Source organism: Mesorhizobium sp. WSM4841, assembly GCF_055811515.1.
In genome coordinates, this window is sequence record NZ_JBVVQC010000057.1 from 1 (window position 1) to 19,472 (window position 19,472).

At 57.7% G+C, this 19,472-nt stretch carries 13 protein-coding genes and 3 pseudogenes; 9 read left to right on the forward strand and 7 right to left on the reverse strand.

Features of this window, described 5'->3' with window-relative positions:
* Positions 1 to 645: methyltransferase domain-containing protein (locus tag AC0L14_RS33610; protein ID WP_473752093.1), on the forward strand; the 645-nt coding region annotated here is incomplete at its 5' end.
* A gap of 505 nt (positions 646 to 1,150) precedes the next feature.
* Here the strand turns inward: AC0L14_RS33610 and AC0L14_RS33615 are convergent.
* Positions 1,151 to 1,297, reverse strand: a pseudogene (locus AC0L14_RS33615) (IS5/IS1182 family transposase); the annotation flags it as partial.
* A gap of 101 nt (positions 1,298 to 1,398) precedes the next feature.
* On the opposite strand from AC0L14_RS33615, the pseudogene AC0L14_RS33620 reads away from it, so the two are divergent.
* Positions 1,399 to 1,497 (forward strand): annotated as a pseudogene (locus tag AC0L14_RS33620) (transposase domain-containing protein); the annotation flags it as partial.
* 146 nt (positions 1,498 to 1,643) lie between these two features.
* On the opposite strand, the gene AC0L14_RS33625 reads toward AC0L14_RS33620, so the two are convergent.
* The 4 genes from AC0L14_RS33625 to AC0L14_RS33640 all read right to left on the reverse strand — a co-directional run bounded on the left by AC0L14_RS33625 (position 1,644) and on the right by AC0L14_RS33640 (position 7,488).
* The gene (locus AC0L14_RS33625; RefSeq protein ID WP_473752094.1) at positions 1,644 to 2,909 is read right to left on the reverse strand and encodes a polysaccharide pyruvyl transferase family protein; all 1,266 of its coding nucleotides are present in this window, start codon (positions 2,907 to 2,909) and stop codon (positions 1,644 to 1,646) included.
* 11 nt (positions 2,910 to 2,920) lie between these two features.
* On the reverse strand, positions 2,921 to 4,507 hold the full coding sequence (locus AC0L14_RS33630; protein ID WP_473752095.1) for a lipopolysaccharide biosynthesis protein: 1,587 nt from the start codon (positions 4,505 to 4,507) through the stop codon (positions 2,921 to 2,923).
* A gap of 250 nt (positions 4,508 to 4,757) precedes the next feature.
* On the reverse strand, positions 4,758 to 6,008 hold the full coding sequence (locus AC0L14_RS33635; protein WP_473752096.1) for a glycosyltransferase: 1,251 nt from the start codon (positions 6,006 to 6,008) through the stop codon (positions 4,758 to 4,760).
* 229 nt (positions 6,009 to 6,237) lie between these two features.
* Entirely contained in the window at positions 6,238 to 7,488 is a 1,251-nt protein-coding gene (locus tag AC0L14_RS33640; protein ID WP_287288041.1) for a glycosyltransferase, read from the reverse strand.
* Positions 7,489 to 8,255: 767 nt separating this feature from the next.
* Between AC0L14_RS33640 and AC0L14_RS33645 the strand changes: the two genes are divergently transcribed.
* Genes AC0L14_RS33645 through AC0L14_RS33660 form a run of 4 tightly spaced genes read left to right on the forward strand, consistent with a single transcriptional unit; the run spans position 8,256 to position 13,808 of the window.
* A complete protein-coding gene (locus tag AC0L14_RS33645) occupies positions 8,256 to 10,832 on the forward strand; it encodes an SGNH/GDSL hydrolase family protein (RefSeq protein ID WP_473752097.1) in 2,577 nt (858 codons plus the stop codon).
* Positions 10,829 to 11,089, forward strand: coding sequence for an acyl carrier protein (locus AC0L14_RS33650; protein ID WP_473752098.1), 261 nt, complete (start codon positions 10,829 to 10,831; stop codon positions 11,087 to 11,089). Before AC0L14_RS33645 ends, AC0L14_RS33650 begins: the two co-directional genes overlap by 4 nt.
* Before the next feature lie 8 nt (positions 11,090 to 11,097).
* Positions 11,098 to 12,660, forward strand: coding sequence for an amino acid adenylation domain-containing protein (locus AC0L14_RS33655; protein ID WP_473752100.1), 1,563 nt, complete (start codon positions 11,098 to 11,100; stop codon positions 12,658 to 12,660).
* Positions 12,660 to 13,808, forward strand: a complete 1,149-nt coding sequence (locus AC0L14_RS33660; protein WP_473752101.1) for an acyl-CoA dehydrogenase family protein — start codon at positions 12,660 to 12,662, stop codon at positions 13,806 to 13,808. Before AC0L14_RS33655 ends, AC0L14_RS33660 begins: the two co-directional genes overlap by 1 nt.
* A gap of 1,016 nt (positions 13,809 to 14,824) precedes the next feature.
* On the opposite strand, the gene AC0L14_RS33665 is transcribed toward AC0L14_RS33660, so the two are convergent.
* Positions 14,825 to 16,192 carry an exopolysaccharide biosynthesis polyprenyl glycosylphosphotransferase gene (locus AC0L14_RS33665; protein ID WP_473752102.1) on the reverse strand — a complete coding sequence of 456 codons (1,368 nt, stop codon included), beginning with the start codon at positions 16,190 to 16,192 and terminating at the stop codon, positions 14,825 to 14,827.
* A 392-nt stretch (positions 16,193 to 16,584) separates the two neighbouring features.
* Here AC0L14_RS33665 and AC0L14_RS33670 point away from each other — a divergent pair, with 392 nt between their 5' ends.
* The 3 genes from AC0L14_RS33670 (at position 16,585) to AC0L14_RS33680 (ending at position 19,135) form a co-directional block, all read left to right on the forward strand.
* Positions 16,585 to 17,307: a Crp/Fnr family transcriptional regulator gene (locus AC0L14_RS33670; RefSeq protein WP_473752103.1), complete on the forward strand. Its 723-nt coding sequence runs from the start codon at positions 16,585 to 16,587 to the stop codon at positions 17,305 to 17,307.
* A 311-nt stretch (positions 17,308 to 17,618) separates the two neighbouring features.
* Positions 17,619 to 17,912, forward strand: coding sequence for a hypothetical protein (locus AC0L14_RS33675; protein ID WP_473752105.1), 294 nt, complete (start codon positions 17,619 to 17,621; stop codon positions 17,910 to 17,912).
* A gap of 251 nt (positions 17,913 to 18,163) precedes the next feature.
* Complete coding sequence (locus AC0L14_RS33680) at positions 18,164 to 19,135, forward strand: Vgb family protein (RefSeq protein WP_473638966.1); 972 nt, start codon at positions 18,164 to 18,166, stop codon at positions 19,133 to 19,135.
* 93 nt (positions 19,136 to 19,228) lie between these two features.
* Here the strand turns inward: AC0L14_RS33680 and AC0L14_RS33685 are convergent.
* Positions 19,229 to 19,472 (reverse strand): annotated as a pseudogene (locus AC0L14_RS33685) (hemolysin); the annotation flags it as partial.

The following is a 19,472-nucleotide window of genomic DNA, read 5'->3' on the forward strand; positions in this document are numbered from 1 at the left end:
TTGGCTTCGCTTCCGAGCGAAGCAATGAATCCCTGCCTGAATATCGGCTCCTCGACCGCCCACTTCCGGACGGTGGAACAGCCCCACGTCGACCTACTCGTGTTTCGGCCGCTTCGCGAGCGCGGGGTACGTATCCTCAATATCGATATGAAGGAAGAGGAGGGAGTGGACTTGGTTGGAGATGTACTGGATCTGGCCTTCCAGGAGCAACTGAGGGCGCTCCATCCCAGGCTCGTCATGTGCTGCAACCTGCTCGAGCATCTGGTTGATCCGGGCGCATTTGCCGATGCCTGCGCCAGTATCGTGGAGCCTGAGGGTCTCCTGCTGGTCACCGGCCCGTACAGCTACCCCTATCACCTCGACCCCATCGATACGCTCTACCGGCCAGCCCCCGACGAAATCCGTCGCCTCTTTCCTGATTTCACCTGCCTGCAAGAGGCCGTCGTTTCGGACAGCACCTATCTGGACGATCTTCTGAGCCAGCATACATTACCGGAGCTGATCCGGCTGCTTACCCGGCATGTTCTAAGTTTTCCGTATCTCCTTCTTGCTGACTTTGAGCGTTTCAAGGCTCGCTATCATAGATACTTCTGGCTCTTTCGACCCTATTCGTCGACCGTGATCTTACTGCGTCGCCCCGCTTAGGTTGATCAGCAGATTTTGGTATCACCAAGTATAAGACCAATTCAATATTAGAGGACGAAGATCGATGTTGAATATACAACGCGCTTGAATCCGTGATCACCACATCGGCAAAGTACTATGACAATAATAGGCCAACGGAAAAGCTTATGTCTCACGCGCGACTCAGACCCTGACAAACCAGAGCTGCAACTCGCTTACAGTAAGATGAATATTGTTCCGATTACAGAGCCGACCTGTGCCCGACTGCGCGATGTCATCGGTAAAAAGTCTCCCGATCCCGCGAACGAGGCTATTCGGAAAGACTGGTGCTAGTCACTGCGTGACCGCCTCAAAGGTGTTTTCTAACTTGGTTTTTCCTGTCACACAGGATTGGAAACGACCTTGCGCAACGCCTTAAGTAGTCGGCTGTGAAGAACGTCGATTTCGCTGACGGCGGTTGCGATCAGGGCCGGAAAGACGGGGCTGGCAAATGGGCGTCCGCCGGTTGGATCGTCCAGAGCGGTGATTAGGCTGTTCGTGGCTGGATCGGCGGCGCTGCGGGGGTGGCGAACAGCGCCAGGAGGAAGGCACACAAAAGCCTCAGCCAGTTGAGCAGGAGGCTGAAGTTGTAGCCGACGGCGGCAAGCACAGCGTTGTTGGCATCGCCGAGCTGAGTTTAGAGAACGCAAAGTGAGCATGCTGGGCGGCTGGAGGTCGAGACTGGATGCCGTCGCCGTTGGTCGATTGGAGCGAAGCTGCGGATTGTATCGGAGAGCCCGCATCGCGTCGCTGATCGAAACCTGGAAATTGGAAGGCGGCGATCCACGAGCCTACCTCGCCGACGTACTCACCAAGTTCGTCAACCTCTGGCCACCTCGCGTCTCGACAATAAACTCGCGGGCTGACACCAGCTCCGATCCAACTTCAAGACGCCGGCGCCGAGGCAAAAGAGCGCTTACTCAGGTCTTCTCGCCGATCACCTGCATAGGTGCCCGACAACAGGTGGACACGCGCCCAACCTATGCAAGCGCAAACAACGGTGCGTACGCCACTTCTATCCGTCTCAGCTGTTGGGAAATTGCGTTTGCACCAGCCGATGAAATCGAAGATCGCTCCTCCGATAGGCACCGTGCTAGCTTGGCAAGGACCCGATCAGACCAACCAGCCTGCTGCAATCTTTCAGTTTCGAGCGGATAATCCAATTGGCGAAAGATCGCTGATAGTTTGAAGACCGACGGTTCGATGCTAACGACCGGGACACCCTCGCAAAGCGCCAAAATCGAAGCATGCAGGCGGCTGCTGATGACGGCATCGCATTTTCGGTATATGGACCGAAGCTGCTGATATCGAGGCTGGTAGTTGATGACCGTGGATTTATCGATCATCCGACTCAAGCGTCTGGCGAAAGCCAAATCGCGATGGATTGCATTCGACACAAGAACGATGGGACGCCCGGCCTTATTCAGACCTTCTGCCAGACGCGCCCATTCATCCACGCCCTGCATAGCCCCCAAGCCATTAACTGCAAGCCCGATCGCCCCGCGGGGTATGGCGCTTGCAGCCTCCGGCACCGATATCTGTGAGGCCAGAAACACCATATCCGGTGCCTCATGAATAATCGAATTGCGCACGCCAAGATCTATCGCAACTTCAACCGATTTTGCGTCGCGCACGCTCAAATAGCACAGGTTCTTGTATACGTGAGCAATCAAGGCACCGAGAGCATTGTTCCCGATCTCGAGGCTGTGGTTGATTGCGACAGTCTTCTTTCCGCTTAACTGAGCGATTCGAAGCAACAGAAGCAACCGCATCACTTGATGAGGATCGCCGGTTGGACAAATTTCCCCTGCGGGATTCCAAACGACTAAATCAGAAGTACAACAAGCTGTCACAGCGGTTATAGGAACTGATCTCTCGATTAGTCCCATGCCGGCCAATTTCCTACGCAATGCCAGCTTATGCTTTACTCTTCGGAAGGGACCACGAAGCTCCTTTCCCGTCTCGTCAAGCTTGACCAAATTTAACTCAGCTTTCGCTGGCAAAGGCGCGTCCTCCCTGCGAAAGCGCAATGTCAGCGCGTGAGCTAGTGCGTCAAACTCCTTGATCGAACCTCCACCGATGCCCCTCAGATCAAATTGTTCGAAAAAGCGTGGGTAACGATCAATAGCTCGAACATCCGCAGCAGGAAAACGGGATGTTACGTACCGTATGAACTCTGTAGAGAGTCCCTCATTGCCCGCATTTTGCGTATGAAGACGCGTTATAAGAAGAACACGAGGTCTCATATTAGTCCCGATCACATGTAATAACGAGCCAACTGGCGAAAAGCAAACCTTAGCGACGGCAGCGTTCGAACTCCTTCTACATCAAACCACACCAAAGTTTTCTCTGGCAAGAAGTAGAGTAGCGCGAGCACTGAGTTAACAACAGCAAGAGCGCTGATTGCGACAATGACAATGCTCGACTGCCCAACAAGCATAGCCTTTGTACCTACGCCGATGGCAACAACCACCAAGGCGAGAGACATTGGCATAACGTGAGTCCTAAGAATAGCACCGATACTCATTTCCATAACTCTGGAGACGAGTCGGACGGTGATCACAAAAGCAGCGCCGAAAGCCAGTAGCACCACCGTGCAAATGCTGGCGAGGCCATGATCGGAAGTCGTCAGGATGCCGAGTGCGAGTATAGCAACGACAGCGCAGTTATTCTTGATGATGCGATAGGGCTGCCCCAGCGCCTGGAGGACTGCGTAACTAACCCTGTTACCAAGCCGAAAATATAGGCTGGTCGCAAGAAGGGCAAAGGGCAAGACGGCCTCGTCCCATCGTGGACCAAGCATAATGTCGACAAGCTCTTGCGCGAAAACGATAGAAAATGCACTGGTCGGGATGGTGGCCAGTGCCGTTAAAGATAGGCCCTTCAAGTATCCGCTGCGCAGGCGTTCTCGGTCATTCTGAAGCTGAGCCATGGCAGGAAATGCAACAATTCGGACGATGCCGTTGAAGAGATGCCCTGCATTCTCGCTGAGGAAAGCCGCGCGCGTGAAAAGACCGAGCGCCTCGGCGCCCATGAGCCGTGCGATAAGAAACTTGGGGGTATTGTTCACCAGGTATCCGAAGGGCTGCGTGAGCGAGAACCCAAGGCTCATCGGCCACAATTCGCGAAACGCTCGAGCTGAAAAGCCGGGCAGCACGAGAAGCTTGCGAGCAGCAACTCCGAAGGCAAGCGCACCAACAGACACTTCTGCAATCTGCATGGCGACGAGCGACCAATAGCCGAATCCGGCGAACGCCATGGGAACAGCAACGACGAAGACCGCTACGGAGAAGCTGAAGAGCGGGCGGAGAGAAACCGCCCTTATCCTCATGTTGCGCACAAGGAGCGCCTCGCAGATCAAGTTGAAGGCACCCAGCGGAGTCGTGAATGCGAGCAGTTTCACGACATCGGTTAGAGCTTCGATACGCATCAACGCTGCGACAAACGGCGCTGCGAGCCACAAGGCGGCACCGATCACGCAAGATAGAGTAAGAGAGACACCGAGCGCAGTTGCTATGTGATCTCGCTCGACGACCTTGCGCTGGATGAGCGCCTGGGCCAGGCCCAAACCATAGAGCATCGCCGCAAGCTCCACGGCGATGACTGCGCCGCCGACGACGCCGTAATCCCGCGGCGAAAGCAGCCGCGCCAATATCGCAACCGAAATGAATTTCAGTCCCAGGCGCGCGATCGAGGTTACGCCGGACCAAGCAGCGCCCTTCAGCATGCGCTCTGTCAGTTTGCGCGGTTTAGTTGTCGAGTTGCTGTCCTCAGTGTTTGCCATGCACGATGCGCCGTTTGGGTCACCGGTAGCGTCTCCGCCGTCGTTTGCTGATTCAGCCATGAACATAATCCTGTTGGCGCCATCGATGACCCCGCCATTCCAGCTTGATGAAGGTTGTCGCCAATACATCCCCCTTCCGTACGAAGAGCCTCTGCTTGACTGCATTTCTGCCGGGAACCGCCTCGACCAGCTCGCCACCGGCAACATTCAAGCGACGCCGCACTAGGACGGAGTAAACCGCCCTTTCTGCTTTCCGTCCACTGGCCAAATATGAGCGTCTGTGCATTAGATCCTCGCCTGGCAAAAGCAGCTACCAGACGAATCTCCTCTTTGTACCGAGCATGTTGCTCTCAGACGTCACATGCTGCCGCATGAGAGTGGAGTATAGCTCCATTTGGAGCAGGGCGACGCTCTCCATGCTGAACCGCGCGGCGATTGTCTGTACTGCGTGCTGCGCCATCTCATAGCGCTCGGCTTCCGATAGGCCGAGCGCGCGACGAAGAAGCCCGGAAAACTCGGCATGCGAGCGGGCCAGAAAGCCGCTGCGCTCATGTTCCACAATGTCGGACGCACCGCTGACATCGGTGATGATTGGGACCACGCCGCAGCTCATGGCCTCGAGCAGGGCGTTTGACATGCCTTCCGACGCCGAGGTGGAAAGATAGAAATCAGCCTCCCACAGAAAGGGAAACACATCTTCGACCGCCCCGGCGAATGTGACCTTGCCGGAAAGGCCCAACCGGGCCGCCTGTTCCTCGAGAGGGGCGCGGCACTGGCCATCGCCCAGGATGGTGAGTTGCGCCTTTGCGTCGGCGGGAAGTGCCGCGAACGCATCGATCATGTGCTCGACGCATTTTTCCGGATCGAGACGGCCAAGGCAGATAAAGCGTTGGCTGCCATCGGCGCTCGGCTCGCGGCGCGGCTTGCGGGGCAGATCGATCCCATTCGGAATCATATGAATGCGATCCGCGCCGATGCCATGTCTCTTCAGATCACCAGCGATTTGGCGGCTATTGGCGATGAAGGCCGTGACGTGACGTTTAATCAAGGCGGACGCCCAGCGACCGATGATCTTCTTTTCGCGCACAACGTCGAGATCGAAACACCGTCCGCCCCGGGCCAATTTTGCGAGAACCGGTTTGCGCAGGAGGGCTCCTGCCAATGCCGCCGGAACAGCGTGAAGTCGGGCATGGATGATATGTACGACATCGAATTCGTCGCGACGGCGCAGCATCCAGATCAAAACCTGGACACACCACGACAGGAACGACAGCATATGCCGCCCGCCCAAATACGGAGCCGCGCGCAAACGAAGGCGATGGATAGGCACCCCGTCGATGGCGGACCGTTTCGGGGTCGAGTGCGACAGTCTGGGTGCCAAAATGGTTGCGGAAACGCCGCTTTCAACCAGCGCCCGAGCAAATCGCCGCGCCTGTTGTTCGCCGCCGCCATATGACTCAGGAAAATAGGTTGGGAGCACGAGCAGAACACGTATGCTGGGAAGAGCTTCGGCTCGCGGGGTCTTCGTCGGATAAGCGGAGGCAACTTCTGCTTCAATCATATCAATCCGCCGGATAGCGTTCCTGGAGCCAAGGCGGCCACCAAATTTACAACCCCGTCCCATGCGCAAAAAAGAAGATACCTCTTTGGCATCTCACTGCCTTTCAGCGCATCGATCCCCTTGTCGTCCAGATCGACGCACTCCACCTCATCCCCGAAATCGGCAAAATTTGCACCGCTAACCACCGGCAAGCTGCCCGATCACCGTCAAACGCATAGGCAGCACCCGTTCATCGCGGAAGCGCCACATTTCGGATAGGACGTGTTGTTGATACTCCCGTGCTTGCCCGATGCTGGTCAAGAGCCTCGCGGTAAATGGCATCGGTCCGCTTGCCCATCAGCTTGACGTCCCAGTTCGAAAGATCCGTCGCCGCGGCGGCACCTTGGGCGAGGCAGGCCAGTCTTGCACGATCCTCCAGGAGGGCGGCAATGGCGTCGGCCATCGCTGCCAAATCATCCGCGGGTGTAATCACACCGTTGATACCAGGGCGGAGCACTTCGCGAAGACCTGGCAGATCGCAAGCGACGCAGGGCTTGCCACCGGCGAGATATTGCATGACCACGCGGGGCAATCCCTCCCGCATGGAACAGAGCAGGCAGAGGTCCGCAAGCGCGATCAGCCGCTCGGGGTCGTCCCGATAACCGGTAAAGACCACTTGTCGCTCGAGCCCAAGCTGCTTGGCCCGCGATTCCACGGTCGAGCGAAGCGGCCCGTCGCCCGCGAGCACAAGCACCGCGTCGGGTAACCGGACGGCGACTTTGTTGAAAGCGTCCAGAAATTCCGTGTGTCGCTTGCGTGGCTCGAAAGCCGCGATCATCAAGAGCACGGACGGGCGCGGCGCGTCCGGGGTCAAGCGCAACAAATCGCGCCAACCGTCGGGCGGACCGGCGTTGCGAAAACGATCGAGATCGAATCCGGAATGGACGACATAATGTTTGTCTGGATGTCCCACTCCCGCGCTCAAGCATAAGTCGCGGATGCCCTCGCTCACACTGATGAACGCACTGGTGACTGGCGCTGCCAGCTTTTCCAAGGCGAGATAAGTAAACCGCTCGGCGACGCCGACATTGACAAAAGGCACGATATGCACGCCATGAACGATCGCTGGAACTCCCGCCGCCCATGCGGCGAGCCGCCCGAGAATGCCTGCCTTGCTGGTGTGCGTATGCACGATGTCGGCATTCAAGGCGCGGAATCTCCGGGTGAGCGCCAACAATGCCCGCATGTCGGAGACAGGCGAAATGGACCGAGTCAGGCCCGGGACGCCAATGAGTTCCACCCGCGGGTCCACTTTAGCTATGATTTCCGGCAGGACCGTCTCGCCATGTAGCAGGGCAACATCATGCCCCCCTTGCGCGGCCCAATTGCAGGAATGGACAGTATTCTCATCAGCACCGCCATTGATGAGACGGGTGATGACATGAGCGATACGCAGTCGACGCCCCACGTCAATCTTGCCTTCCGCATCCTGTACTTTCATATCGCCGCACCGATCGCGCTGAATTTATCCGTTGGGTGCGTTCCCACGCCCAGCCGCGCTTTTGGTCCATGTGTCCCGATATCGGTGCTACTGCATTGGAGTGACATGCCACGCCCCCGGTGGGTGCATGCCGTATGGAGATGAACCCCGAATCCTAAGTGTCCTTCTTGGGCCATGGCACTTGCAGTCCGTAAGGAGGGTCATTCCAACGGCTTCCAGTCGATCAGATCTAACTTGTTGGATTTAAACGTCTCAGAGAACTGCCGCTGTTACCCCGGGCACAGCGGAGTGATTATTTTGTGGTATACCTTGTACCAATACTTCTGCCTTATCGCGTTTTAACGAAATCGGATCGGAACCGGACTCGTTCAAAAAGTAGTGGAGGCAACGCTTTAAGGGACAACACAGATAGAGCGTCGGCTGCCATCGGCGTTCGGCTCGCGGCGCGGATTGCGGGGCAGATCGATCCCATTCGGAATCGGCTTCCAATCGGTCAGATTTAGCTTGTTGGATTTAAGCGTCTTAGAGACGGGTCGCTGTTACCCCGGGCACAGCGGAGCGATTTTTCTCTGATACACTTATGTACTTCTGCGTTTGCGCGGAACCGGACTCGTTCAAAGAAGTCAAGGCAACGCTCCAAGGACCGGGCGCTTCACCCGTCAGGGATGGGAGCCATGGGAGGGGGGACCAGCAGCTTGCGGATCTTTCGCGTGCCCCAAAGCTACTTCTTGTCGATGTCCGCCGGCAGCTGGTTGAGGCGCGCGAGCGTGCATTCGATCAAGACATTGTCTCTTCCCTGGTCGGCGGATCCTACGGGGACTGAGTCGAGAAGCATCCTGGCTTGGTTCGCCATAGCCGGCGAGTTGGCCCTCTTCATTGCGCTGGTCTATCTCCTCAGGCTCGAGACTACTGCGCTTGTCCGCGTCCTGCTCGTTGCCCTCGCCGGCTGGTGCGTGCACTACTTCCTGCCACGGCGTTACCGGCTGCCGTTTTTCGTGCTGCTCTCGTTCGCGGCTATCGCCGCAGTTTTCGCGAACCTTGGGCCTAACTGGCACCACTGGAGATTTGAGGGCCTCATCGATGCCGCCTGGATCGTCGCCATTGGGCTCGTACTGATCGGAATCGTCCACCTACCGATCGCTTTTGGATGGAGAGTGCTGGCGCTGGTTGGCGCCGGCTGCGGGCTCGCCGCCGCACGAATGGACTGGATTGCGACCCCGTGGACGCGCGCCGTCTGGCCCGTGCTCGCTTCCATGTTCATGTTCCGCCTCATTGTCTATGCGTACGAAATGCGGCGTGACCAGAGGATGGCGACGGTTTCGGAACGTCTCGCGTATTTTTTCATGTTGCCGAACGTGTGCTTCCCGCTCTTTCCGGTCGTAGATTTTAGAACTTTCCGTAGCAGCTACTACAATGCTGACCGGCATTCTATCTATCAAACAGGTGTTCAGTGGATGTTTCGCGGCGCTATCCACTTAATATGCTACCGTATCGTGTACCAGCGGTTTGTGATCGATGCTGCGGACGTACACAATCAGATTGAGCTCTTGCAATTTATCATATGGCCATTTTTACTTTATCTGAAGGTTTCAGGAACTTTTCACATAATCACCGGTATTTTGCATTTATTTGGATTCAACCTTCCAGAAACCCACAATCTGTACTTTCTTTCCTCAAGTTTCACAGATTTCTGGCGTCGAATAAATATATACTGGAAGGACTTCATAATGAAAATTGTATACTATCCATTGTATTTTCGTTTTCGACGCTGGGGAGAGAGCGTAGCGCTGGTCAGCGCGACCCTCCTGGCGTTCCTCGCGACTTGGCTGCTGCACAACTATCAGTGGTTCTGGTTACGTGGCACCTGGGTATTCACCTGGAACGACTTCCTCTTCTGGATGATCCTGGCCGTGCTTGTGACGATCAACGCCCACTATGAAATGCGGCACGGTCGCACGCGGCGCCTGCGTGGCGGGGCACTAAGCTGGAACGGTGCGCTGCAAACTGCTGGCCGGACCATCGGCGTGTTCGTCGTCATCTCGCTCCTTTGGTCGTTTTGGAGCGCGAGCTCGGTCCCGCAATGGTTCTCGGTCTTCGAAACCGTGGGTGTGGAAGGCCCTGACAAAACAACGCCCGCCCTCGTGCTGCTCACGGTAGCAGCTATCATTGGCATTCCTGCGCTTGCGCTCGCGCGCGGCGCCGCCGACCGCCAATACAGTTTTCGGCGGTCGGTTGCGTCGGTCGGTGTCTGCGGGTTGATCGCGGTTTGCATCTCGCTCCCCGGGTTTCGCGATCGCCTCGGCGAGACTGTGAGTACCGCAATGGCCGACATTAGAGCGCCGAACCTCAATAGCCGCGACAACGAGAACCTGGAGCGCGGCTACTACGAGAACCTCGTCAATGTCAGCGCTTTTAACCCAGAACTGTGGATTGTCTACGGCCAACGACGAGACGAGGGATGGGGCAATTTACACAAGACGCCGCTGAGTGAGTTTACGGGTGCGCTTCCCACGGTCTATCTGCGTCCACTCTCCCAAGCAGACTATAAGGGAAAGCGGGTCCATATCAACCGCTGGGGCATGCGAGATCAGGACTACGAAAAGATTCCTGCTCCCGGCACCCTACGAATTGCAACCGTCGGCTCTTCGCACGTCTTCGGCGAGGGCGTCGCGGATGAAGAGATTTTCGAGGGCCTGTTGGAGCGGCGGCTGAATGAGCAGGCGGCCGACAGCGGGTATCGAGATTACGAGGTGCTGAACTTCGCCGTCGGGGGCTATGTTCCCCTGGACGTTCTGGCCATCACCGAGGATCGGGTGCTCGCATTCAAACCAAAGTACATTTTTTACTTCGAGCACACCGCGCTTATTCCACGAATGCTAAAGCGTCTCGCGACAGCAATCCAGAATGGCTCCGCATATCGCTACGACTTCGTGAGCGACATTGTACGCGAGAGCGGGATCGATCCCAGCGCCGACCGCGAGGTGCTTCAAAGAAAGCTCACGCCCTACGGAGAGAGACTTCTGCGTGCAATCTATTCTCGAATCGTGGAAGCTGCGAAGCGAGAAGGTGTCGGGGTTTTTTGGATCTATCTACCCAGACCAGACGAGAGGACCAGTCCCGAGCTGGAGAGGCGCCTCGCTGCCGAGGCTGGATTCAACGTTCTCGATCTTTCCAACGTGTATGACGGGCACGACTGGCGGACCCTTCTTGTAGCACCTTGGGACGATCACCCAAACGCCGCTGGCCATCGGCTCATCGCCGACAAGCTTTACGAGGTGCTGCAGCAACACCGGGATCTAATTCCCCTGAACCTTGCAGTTGCTCCGCACAAGGAGGAACAATGAACGCGATCCAGATCAGGACGATGGCCAGGGATTTCATATTGAAGGAATTCCTGCCTGGTGAAAGGCCGGAGAATCTGACGGATTCAACGGAGCTGATAACTGGCGGCATTCTCGACTCGCTGGCGACGCTCAAGCTCGTTGCCTACCTGGAAAAGTCCTGCGGCATCGAAATCGCCCCCGACGAACTCGTGCCGGAGAACCTGAACTCCATCGCCCATATTGCCAATTTCGTGCAATCGAAGCAGGCGTGCACGTAGAGCCCGTCATGCCGGTCGCTATCTTGCACGAGTACCTGGAACAGAGCGCGAGGCGGTATCCCCAGATGTGCGCCGCTGTCGAGGCGAGCTCTGGGCGGCAGATCACCTACGGCGAGCTCGACGCGCTGTCGGACCAAGTCCGCGACCATCTGCGTCGGATCGGCGTCCGGCCGGCGGACCGCGTCGGCATTTGCCTTCCAAAGTCGATCGCCTCGCTCGCTGTTCTGTTCGGCATCTTGAAGGTGGGCGCGGCCTATGTGCCGGTCGACTCTCTGGCACCGCCTGCGCGTAACGCGTTCATATTTACCGACTGCGGCGTGCGCGCGATTTTCGTGGAGGCTTCCCGAGCCGAAACTTTGCGCTGTGAGTTGGCGCGCTTGGCTGCGGAACCTTGTCTCTTACCGCTCGACTGGTCCGACGGTCCCTCGCCGCTCGCGACGTACCTGGCTCGCGTAGAGGCCGGCGGCTTGGCGATGGAGGACGAATCGGCGCGGCCGGGGCCGGACAACCTCGCTTACGTGCTTTACACTTCGGGCTCGACCGGCCAGCCGAAGGGCGTGATGCTGACGCATCGTAATGGCTCGAGCTACGTGGATTGGTGCTCCGAGATCCTCGCCCCTGACGAGAATGACCGCTTCTCCTCCCATGCGCCTTTCCACTTCGACCTGTCTATCCTCGACATCTTCGTACCGCTGAAGCACGGCGCGACCGTATTCCTCATCGGTGAGGAGCTCGGCAAGAATCCGACCCGGATGGCGTCGGTTATCGCCGAGCGGCGGTTGACCGTCTGGTATTCCACGCCCTCCGTACTCACGCTTCTGGTCGAGCACGGCGGCCTTGATGCTCGCGACGACCACGCTCTTCGGTTCATTCTATTTGCCGGCGAGGTTTTTCCGGTCAAGCATCTGCGCAGGCTAAAGGCCGTGGTCCCACGCGCACGCTACCTGAATCTCTATGGCCCAACCGAAACCAACGTCTGTACCTACTACGAAATCCCGCAGACGATCGCCGAAGACCGCTCGGCGCCGTTTCCGATCGGGCGCGCCTGCTCGCATGTTAAGGCACGCGTGATCGATGCGAATGGTCGCAACGTGCCGCGAGGCCAGGAAGGCGAGCTCGCAATCAGCGGTGCGCCCGTGATGCTGGGCTATTGGAACATGCCTGAGCGAACAAGCGCCGCTTTTCATGTCGATTCAAGCGGTCGCTGGTACCGTACCGGCGATGTAGTGATCGAAGGCGATGGCGGAGTCTACACCTTCCGCGGTCGACGCGACCGGATGGTGAAGAGACGGGGATATCGGATCGAACTCGGCGAGATCGAGACGGCGCTCTATCGCCATCCAGCGATCTCCGAGGTGGCGGCGATCGCTCGCTCGGAAGAGTCGGGCGTCTCCATAAAGGTGTTCTATGCCTCGCGCGACGGCCATGCGCTGTCGCTCATCGAGCTGAAGCGGTTCTGCGCCCACAACTTGCCGGCCTACATGGCCCCGGACTGGTTCTCGCATCAGCAGTTACTTCCCAAGACATCGACAGATAAAATCGACTACCAGCATCTGATGAGGATAGAGTAGTGGATTTCGCGCTGAACGAGGAGCAGCGTATCCTGCGCGGCCAGATCCTTCGCTTCGCGCAAGATAAGCTCAATAAAGATGTCAGGCAGCGCGACCGAGACCAAGTATTCCAGCGCGAGTTGTGGGGGGCTTGCGCGCAGATGGGCCTGACCGGCCTGCCAATCCCCCAAGCCTACGGGGGACCCGGTCTCGATTCCCTGTCCACGGCCATTGCAATCGACGCGCTTGGCTACGGCTGCGAGGATTCCGGCTTGGTCTTCTCGATCTGCGCCCACCTTCTGGCCTGCGTGGTGCCGATTTGGAAATTCGGCACTGAAGAGCAGAAGAATCGATATCTTCCGGGGCTCTGTGATGGCACTTTGATCGCAGCCAATGCGATGAGCGAACCGGAGTCGGGCTCCGATGCATTTGCGATGCAAACCCGGGCGGAGCCTCATGGCGACGGCTTTCTAATCAACGGCACGAAGACCTTCGTGAGCAACGGGCCGGTGGCAGATGTTGCCGTCGTCTTTGCTGTCACTGACCGCGCCAAGGGGTATTTCGGCGGCATCACGAGCTTCCTCGTGGACCGCGCGCTGCCCGGCTATCTGGTCGCGCAAAAGTTCGAAAAAATGGGACTGCGGACGTCTCCGATCGGGGAGCTTGTCTTCGAGGACGTATTTGTTTCGAAGGACGCTGTTCTCGGTGGAGTAGGCGGCGGCTCCAGGCTGTTTGCTCATAGCATGGACTGGGAGCGGGCGTGCCTATTCGCCAGTCATGTAGGCACCATGGAGCGGCTTCTGGAAAAGGCAGTGGCCTATACGCGCACCCGACGTCAGTCCGGCCAGGCAATCTCCAAGCACCAGGCGGTCGCCCATAAGATTGCCGACATGAAGATGCAGGTGGAGGCGGCCCGACTCCTCGTCTACAAGGCGGCGTGGGGCCTTGAGCGCTCCGAGTCCGTATCCCTCGACGCCGCCGTTTCGAAGCTCTTTGTGAGCGAATCGCTAGTCCGCACTACGCTCGATGTCGTCCAGGTCTTCGGCGGCTATGGTTTCTTGAGCGAATTCGACGTCGAACGTGCCGTGCGTGATGCCATCGGCAGCAAACTCTATTCGGGAACTTCGGAGATACAGCGCAACATTATTGCTGGCTGGCTGGGGCTTTGATGACGGCTGTGGTCAGAACCTGTCCGGTGAAGGTCGGCGTGAGCTGTCGCTGGGCCTGCCCCCAGTTCGCGAAAAAGGGCGCTCGATTTTGGTGAGGCAACCGGAGAGTGGTACTATCACAACCCACGGAGCCACCACGGCGGAGGGCGCTTTTATTGTTCGACTTGGGTGCGTCTGCCCAAGCCCGTGGTCTCCGAACTTGCGGCTCAAAGGCGAAGAACTAGACCAGTGTTTCATGGCTACGTTCCTCACGCCGCGATTTGTGCCTACTTGACCGAAATGGACGTTGTACTCGCGCCCTATCTTAGAGATGTAGAGGGCCAGGGCGGCGGTCGAAATATCGCTGAGGGAATGTCGCCGCTCAAGCTCTTCGAATATATGGCGCATGGCTAACCCACAGTGTCCTCGGACCTGTCAGCTATCCGAAAAGTTTTGAGGGATAGCGTCAACAGCGTTCTGGTGTCGCCAGACAACCCATCCGACTGGGTCAAAGCTCTTCAGCGCCTGCGCGAAAACAAGGCGCTTCGGGATCAGATTGGTCAGCAGGCGAAGGCAGACTTTCTGTCTAGGTACAGCCGCATCGCACGTGCAACCAACATTCTAGAGGAAATCAAGGGCCGGATGCCGTCGAGCGGAAGCTCATAGGACTGCACAATTTCTCTTGTTGAAGGCGGCTGCGCCGCCAGCAAGCCTGCTTTCCGTTCGCCGCAATGAGCCCGTGGTCCGTCCTGAACCGTGGAATGGCAAGATCCGACTGCCCCCGGCTTTTTGCTGAGATTCCGTCATGCGTTGCTCCGACCATCTCCCCGCGTCGCGTTGATTTTCGCATTGAGCTAAATTTAGCCTGCGAGATGCGCTACTGTCCGGCGACTGAACCGGCGCGAACCCGATTGTGAGGCTCGATGTACTCGCTGGCGGCGGGATCGCCCGAAGCATCAGAATCAAAATTATCCGGTCAATCAGTCGGAAGATGGAAATACATACATCCATTTAGCTCAATGAGAAGCTGCTATACATCAATAGACATTGCGATCCGAAAACACCAGTAAAGCAGTTTTCCAAATTATCTTAAGATCGAGAAGCATGCTCCAGGATTTTATATACCAGAGGTCATGCTCAACGCGTTTTTCCATCCTCCAGAGCTCCTTCGTTTCCCCTCGAAAGCCATTGATCTGAGCCCAGCCTGTCAAACCGGGTTTTACATGATGGCGATAAGCATAGCTCGCAATGATCACACTATAGGTATCGTCATGAGCGACGGCGTGAGGTCGGGGCCCAACCAGGGACATTTCCCCCCGAAGCACGTTGAATAATTGCGGCAGCTCGTCGATGTTTGACCGGCGCAATATTCGGCCAAGTCGGGTAACCCGCGCATCATTACGCTGAGCCTGGCGAATTTGTGTACCGTTCTCCTGCACCGTCATCGATCGGAATTTGTAAATATTGAACGGCTTACCACCAAAACCTCGTCGCATCTGCCGGAACAGCACAGGGCGACCGCTCTCGAGCGCTATGGCACATGCGGCCAAGGCCATCAACGGACACAGGAACAGTAGGAGCAGGGATGCAACAGCAATGTCGAACAACCGCTTCAGCAGGCGTTCGGCAGGCCTCAAAGGCACACGCTGGACTTCGAAGGCCCGCTGCCAGCCGGTGTGCAGCGGGCATCCAGCCAGAATTCTATCTATATAGGCGTCGGCGAAAAGATAGATCGGCAGGGGGAGGCGGGACATTTCCTCCAGGATGCGTTCGATCAACTTCCGCTGGTCCCAAGAGCAAAAGAGATAAACTGTCCCATACGAGCCACTACGGAATGCAGCCTGTGCAGCTGCGACGGCGGCATGCACCGATCGTGCTGCGGTCGTGCCATCATCGTTCTCGATATTCGAAACACCACAAACCGCGATGCCCTGTTGCCTGAGCTTGCCGATTATCCCCTGTTCCTTTCCAGGAACGCCAGAGTAAAACAGATAAACTGTGCGCAACACGAGTCTCTCAGCCGCCAGAAGCCGTTTCAGCCCACGCGCTAGAACCGCGTGGCCAGGCAGCAGGATTGGGAATCCGACCGCAAACGCCAGCGTCAAGGAGCCGCGCGAGAACGTCGACGTCGTCTTCGTGAGAAAGGCGAGCCAGAGAATTGAAAAGAAAACAAACAGCCAGCCGCTGAAGAGTGTTTTGATCCTGCAGTGATCGTCCAGGATGCCACTAACCGTGTAGGCGCCCCTGGCGGTCATGAATGCGACCAGCAACAGACCGGCGGTAACACTTAGGCAGATCGAATCCCAGATATCTGGCGGCCTCACGCCGAAGGCCCTATGGTAGAGCTCAATTGACGCAAGAAGTATTGTCTGTCCAAGGAGGAAATCAGCAGTTGCGAGAAACACGCAAACTGCTCCCACAGGAAGCCGTAGCGGCTCTACGCTTCGCTTCCAGAGCGCACGCGACGCCTCGGTTCGTGCATGCCGCATGAGACGACCCCCCGAATCCTGTTGCATCCCTTCTCCTCTTTGGGTCATGGCACACGCCATCCCATAAGGAGGGGGTTATCCCAACGGCTTCCAGTCGGTTAGATTTGATTTAAATGTCTCAGAGACATGTCGCTGTTACCCTGGGCACAGACGAGTCGCTATTTTATCGTATCCTAATGTGCTAATATTTTCTGCCTTGACGCGTTTTGCGCGAGAACGGACTGGAGGTCGGACTCGTTCAACGAGGTGGTCAAGGCAATGCTTTTGGGGGCTGGAGCGCTTACCCTATCAGGGAGGGAGAGGGAGCCATGGCAGAAAATGGCGCTGAGGTTCGGGTCAAACAGCTGAACAAAATACGCTTATTTCGGCAATTTGGGCAAGATACTCTTAGTGAAATGGCGAAAGCAGCCATCCTGAGGAGGGTTCCAAAGAATAAAGTCTTAACTCACCTTGGGGACATACCGCGTTATATTTACTACATAATTCACGGAAAAGTTCGTCTTAGTGTTCCCCTCTCAGACGGCCGAGAATTCATCTTTTCCGATCTTGGTCCCGGTGACACTTTCGACTTGACTAGATTGTTCATCGCGCGACACAGTAACATGAACGCTGCGTCAGTCGTGGACAGCGACTTGCTCCAAATCGAAGCAGCTTTCATGGCTAGTGTCTTCGACAAGCACCCAGATCTCGCACTGAAGGTGATCCCGTACTTATGCCAAGCAACGCACGACGCGCAAGAGCGAGTGATCCACAGTGCGTCCAATGCCCTATCCATTCGATTGGCGAGCACGCTCTTGCGATTGACTGAGATCCCGCACAGCACGGCTACCGTGAATGGAGCTCTGAGCATCCACATTTCGCAGACCGACCTCGCGGCAATGATCCCGGCGTCTCGAGCGAAGGTGAATCGTTGCCTGAGAGAATGGGAACGGCGGTATCTGACCCAATACGACCACGGCTCGCTGACGATTCTCAATCGCACCGCATTAGAGTCTGTTGCTCTTGGGTACTCGCGTTTGATCGTTCAATGATGCCTTTCCCGTGTGCTCGGGCATCTCTACGCCATCCTCCGGGAAGATAATGAACCGGAAGTGGTGCCGGTCGTGCTCGGATCGCTCGGTAAAGTCCTTTACGTCGGCGTCGTAGGTCGCCGCACCGGACACTGTGCGTCTTCGTCGGTAACGAGACACCGCTCACTGCCGTGCAGACTGCGTCGACTGTCGCCCGAGACTGGACGATGGCACGCACCAGGGCACCGCCTCTTTGCTGCGCGCGGTGCGACTTTGCTGTTGGGGAATCCGGGACTATTATCGGCCGCCCATGTACATCACGTCGGTGGAAAATGGATCTGCAAGCCTTCAGAGATTCGATCGCGAAATCACAGCCGCCCGCCGGCTTGAGTCCTGCCCTGCAGGCGCTGTGGTGGGATGCAAAGGGTGAATGGGAGAAGGCGCACGAGCGCGCACAGGTGCGCGACGATACGGCGGGTATGCGCGTGCATGCCTACCTGCATCGCAAGGAAGGCGATCAATCGAATGCGGAATATTGGTATCGTCGCTGCGACGCCGCGCCGTCGACCTTGACGCTTGATGAGGAATGGCAAGAGTTGGCGCGTGCACTTTTGCGGCAAAGCTGACGGCTTCCGCACGCCAGGTCTGGCTTTGGCCGCGATCCGTCGTCGTATGCACGTTTTCCCACGACGCTACCGCCTATCAACGATTCTGGGTTTGCAGGCCTGGGCGAGGGCAGGGGCTACACTAGCTCCTGACTTTGATCAGCAAGCGGCACGGCGAGCTCGGCATCTGCGGCTCGGCCGCCGCAGCGGCGCGAAAAGGATCGTGGACCGCTCGCTGTGCAAATTGAAACTCGCGATGTGAGGAGTTCGCCATGTTTCGTACGATTGCGTCGGCGCTGTTCGCCGCGCTGCTCTGCTCGGTGGCCTCGCGTGCCGCCCCGGAGGAGGTCCGCTATTATCCCGTTCCGGAGGGCGCCGGCCCGCACGATGTCGCTCCGGCGCCGGATGGGTCCGTATGGTACACCGCCCAGGGACAAGGCGCGCTTGGGCGGCTCGATCCTGATACAGGCGCGGTCAAGCACATCACCCTTGGCGACGGCTCGGCGCCGCACGGGGTGATCGTTGGTCCCGACGGCGCCGCCTGGGTGACCGACGGCGGCCTCAACGCCATCGTGCGCGTCGATCCTGAGACGGAAGCGGTGAAGGCCTTTCCGCTCCCCGAAGGGCACGGCTACGCGAACCTCAATACCGGTTCCTTCGACAAGGACGGGAGGCTGTGGTTCACTGGGCAGGAGGGCATTTACGGCAGGCTCGATCCGGCGAGCGGCATGGTCGAAGTTTGGAACGCGCCGCGTGGTCGCGGCCCCTACGGGATCACGACCACACCGTCCGGCGAGGTCTATTACGCCTCGCTCGCCGGCAGCCACATCGCCCGGATCGATCTTTCGACCGGCGAGGCTTCCCCGATCGACCCGCCGACCGCGGCTCAGGGCGCCCGCCGCGTCTGGTCGGATTCCAAAGGCCGCATCTGGGTCAGCGAATGGAATGCCGGCCAGGTTAGCGTCTTCGATCCGGCAGCGAATGATTGGCGCAGCTGGAAGCTGCCCGGAGACGAGCCCCAGGCCTATGCCGTCTATGTCGATGAAAACGACAAGGTCTGGCTCACCGATTTCAGCGCTAACGCCATCGTCCGCTTCGACCCGGAAACGCAGACCTTCGCGAGCTTCCCGTCCGACCGCGACAACGCCAACGTGCGTCAGCTCAACGGGCGCTCCGGCGAGGTATGGGGCGCGGAGTCCGGTACCGACCGCCTTGTCGTAATCGAGACCGAAACGGGCAAATAAAGCAAAAGAGGTCAAGGCAACGACGAAGGGCAATTGCGCGAAGAGACCGCACGTCAGCGACTGTCTTTTGACATCGCGTAGGGAGATGCCGCTCTACACGAAGAGAAAATCGCTGTTCGAGATACTTGCAACGAGGACACCGTTTAGTGAAAGCATGTCACTGGCGGAGAAGACGACCAGCGTGTCGCTCCCGACCTGCCGGAGTTCGCTGTAGTTTTGGTATCCTGAAATCTCCAGGAGATCATCGCCAGAAAGGTCGAAGTCGGTGATGGTGTCGTGGCCATGGCCGGCGGCGAAGACGAAGCTGTCGTTTCCCGTTCCACCGGTGAGGATATCG

What these genes read in the sequence shown, in the direction of transcription:
- AC0L14_RS33635 (WP_473752096.1), bottom strand. Translation starts at nt 6,008, where the DNA reads ATGATTGAAGCAGAAGTTGCCTCCGCTTATCCGACGAAGACCCCGCGA.
- AC0L14_RS33650 (WP_473752098.1), top strand. Translation starts at nt 10,829, where the DNA reads ATGAACGCGATCCAGATCAGGACGATGGCCAGGGATTTCATATTGAAG.
- AC0L14_RS33640 (WP_287288041.1), bottom strand. Translation starts at nt 7,488, where the DNA reads ATGAAAGTACAGGATGCGGAAGGCAAGATTGACGTGGGGCGTCGACTG.
- AC0L14_RS33655 (WP_473752100.1), top strand. Translation starts at nt 11,098, where the DNA reads ATGCCGGTCGCTATCTTGCACGAGTACCTGGAACAGAGCGCGAGGCGG.
- AC0L14_RS33670 (WP_473752103.1), top strand. Translation starts at nt 16,585, where the DNA reads ATGGCAGAAAATGGCGCTGAGGTTCGGGTCAAACAGCTGAACAAAATA.
- AC0L14_RS33680 (WP_473638966.1), top strand. Translation starts at nt 18,164, where the DNA reads ATGTTTCGTACGATTGCGTCGGCGCTGTTCGCCGCGCTGCTCTGCTCG.
- AC0L14_RS33630 (WP_473752095.1), bottom strand. Translation starts at nt 4,507, where the DNA reads ATGGCTGAATCAGCAAACGACGGCGGAGACGCTACCGGTGACCCAAAC.
- AC0L14_RS33625 (WP_473752094.1), bottom strand. Translation starts at nt 2,909, where the DNA reads ATGAGACCTCGTGTTCTTCTTATAACGCGTCTTCATACGCAAAATGCG.
- AC0L14_RS33675 (WP_473752105.1), top strand. Translation starts at nt 17,619, where the DNA reads ATGGATCTGCAAGCCTTCAGAGATTCGATCGCGAAATCACAGCCGCCC.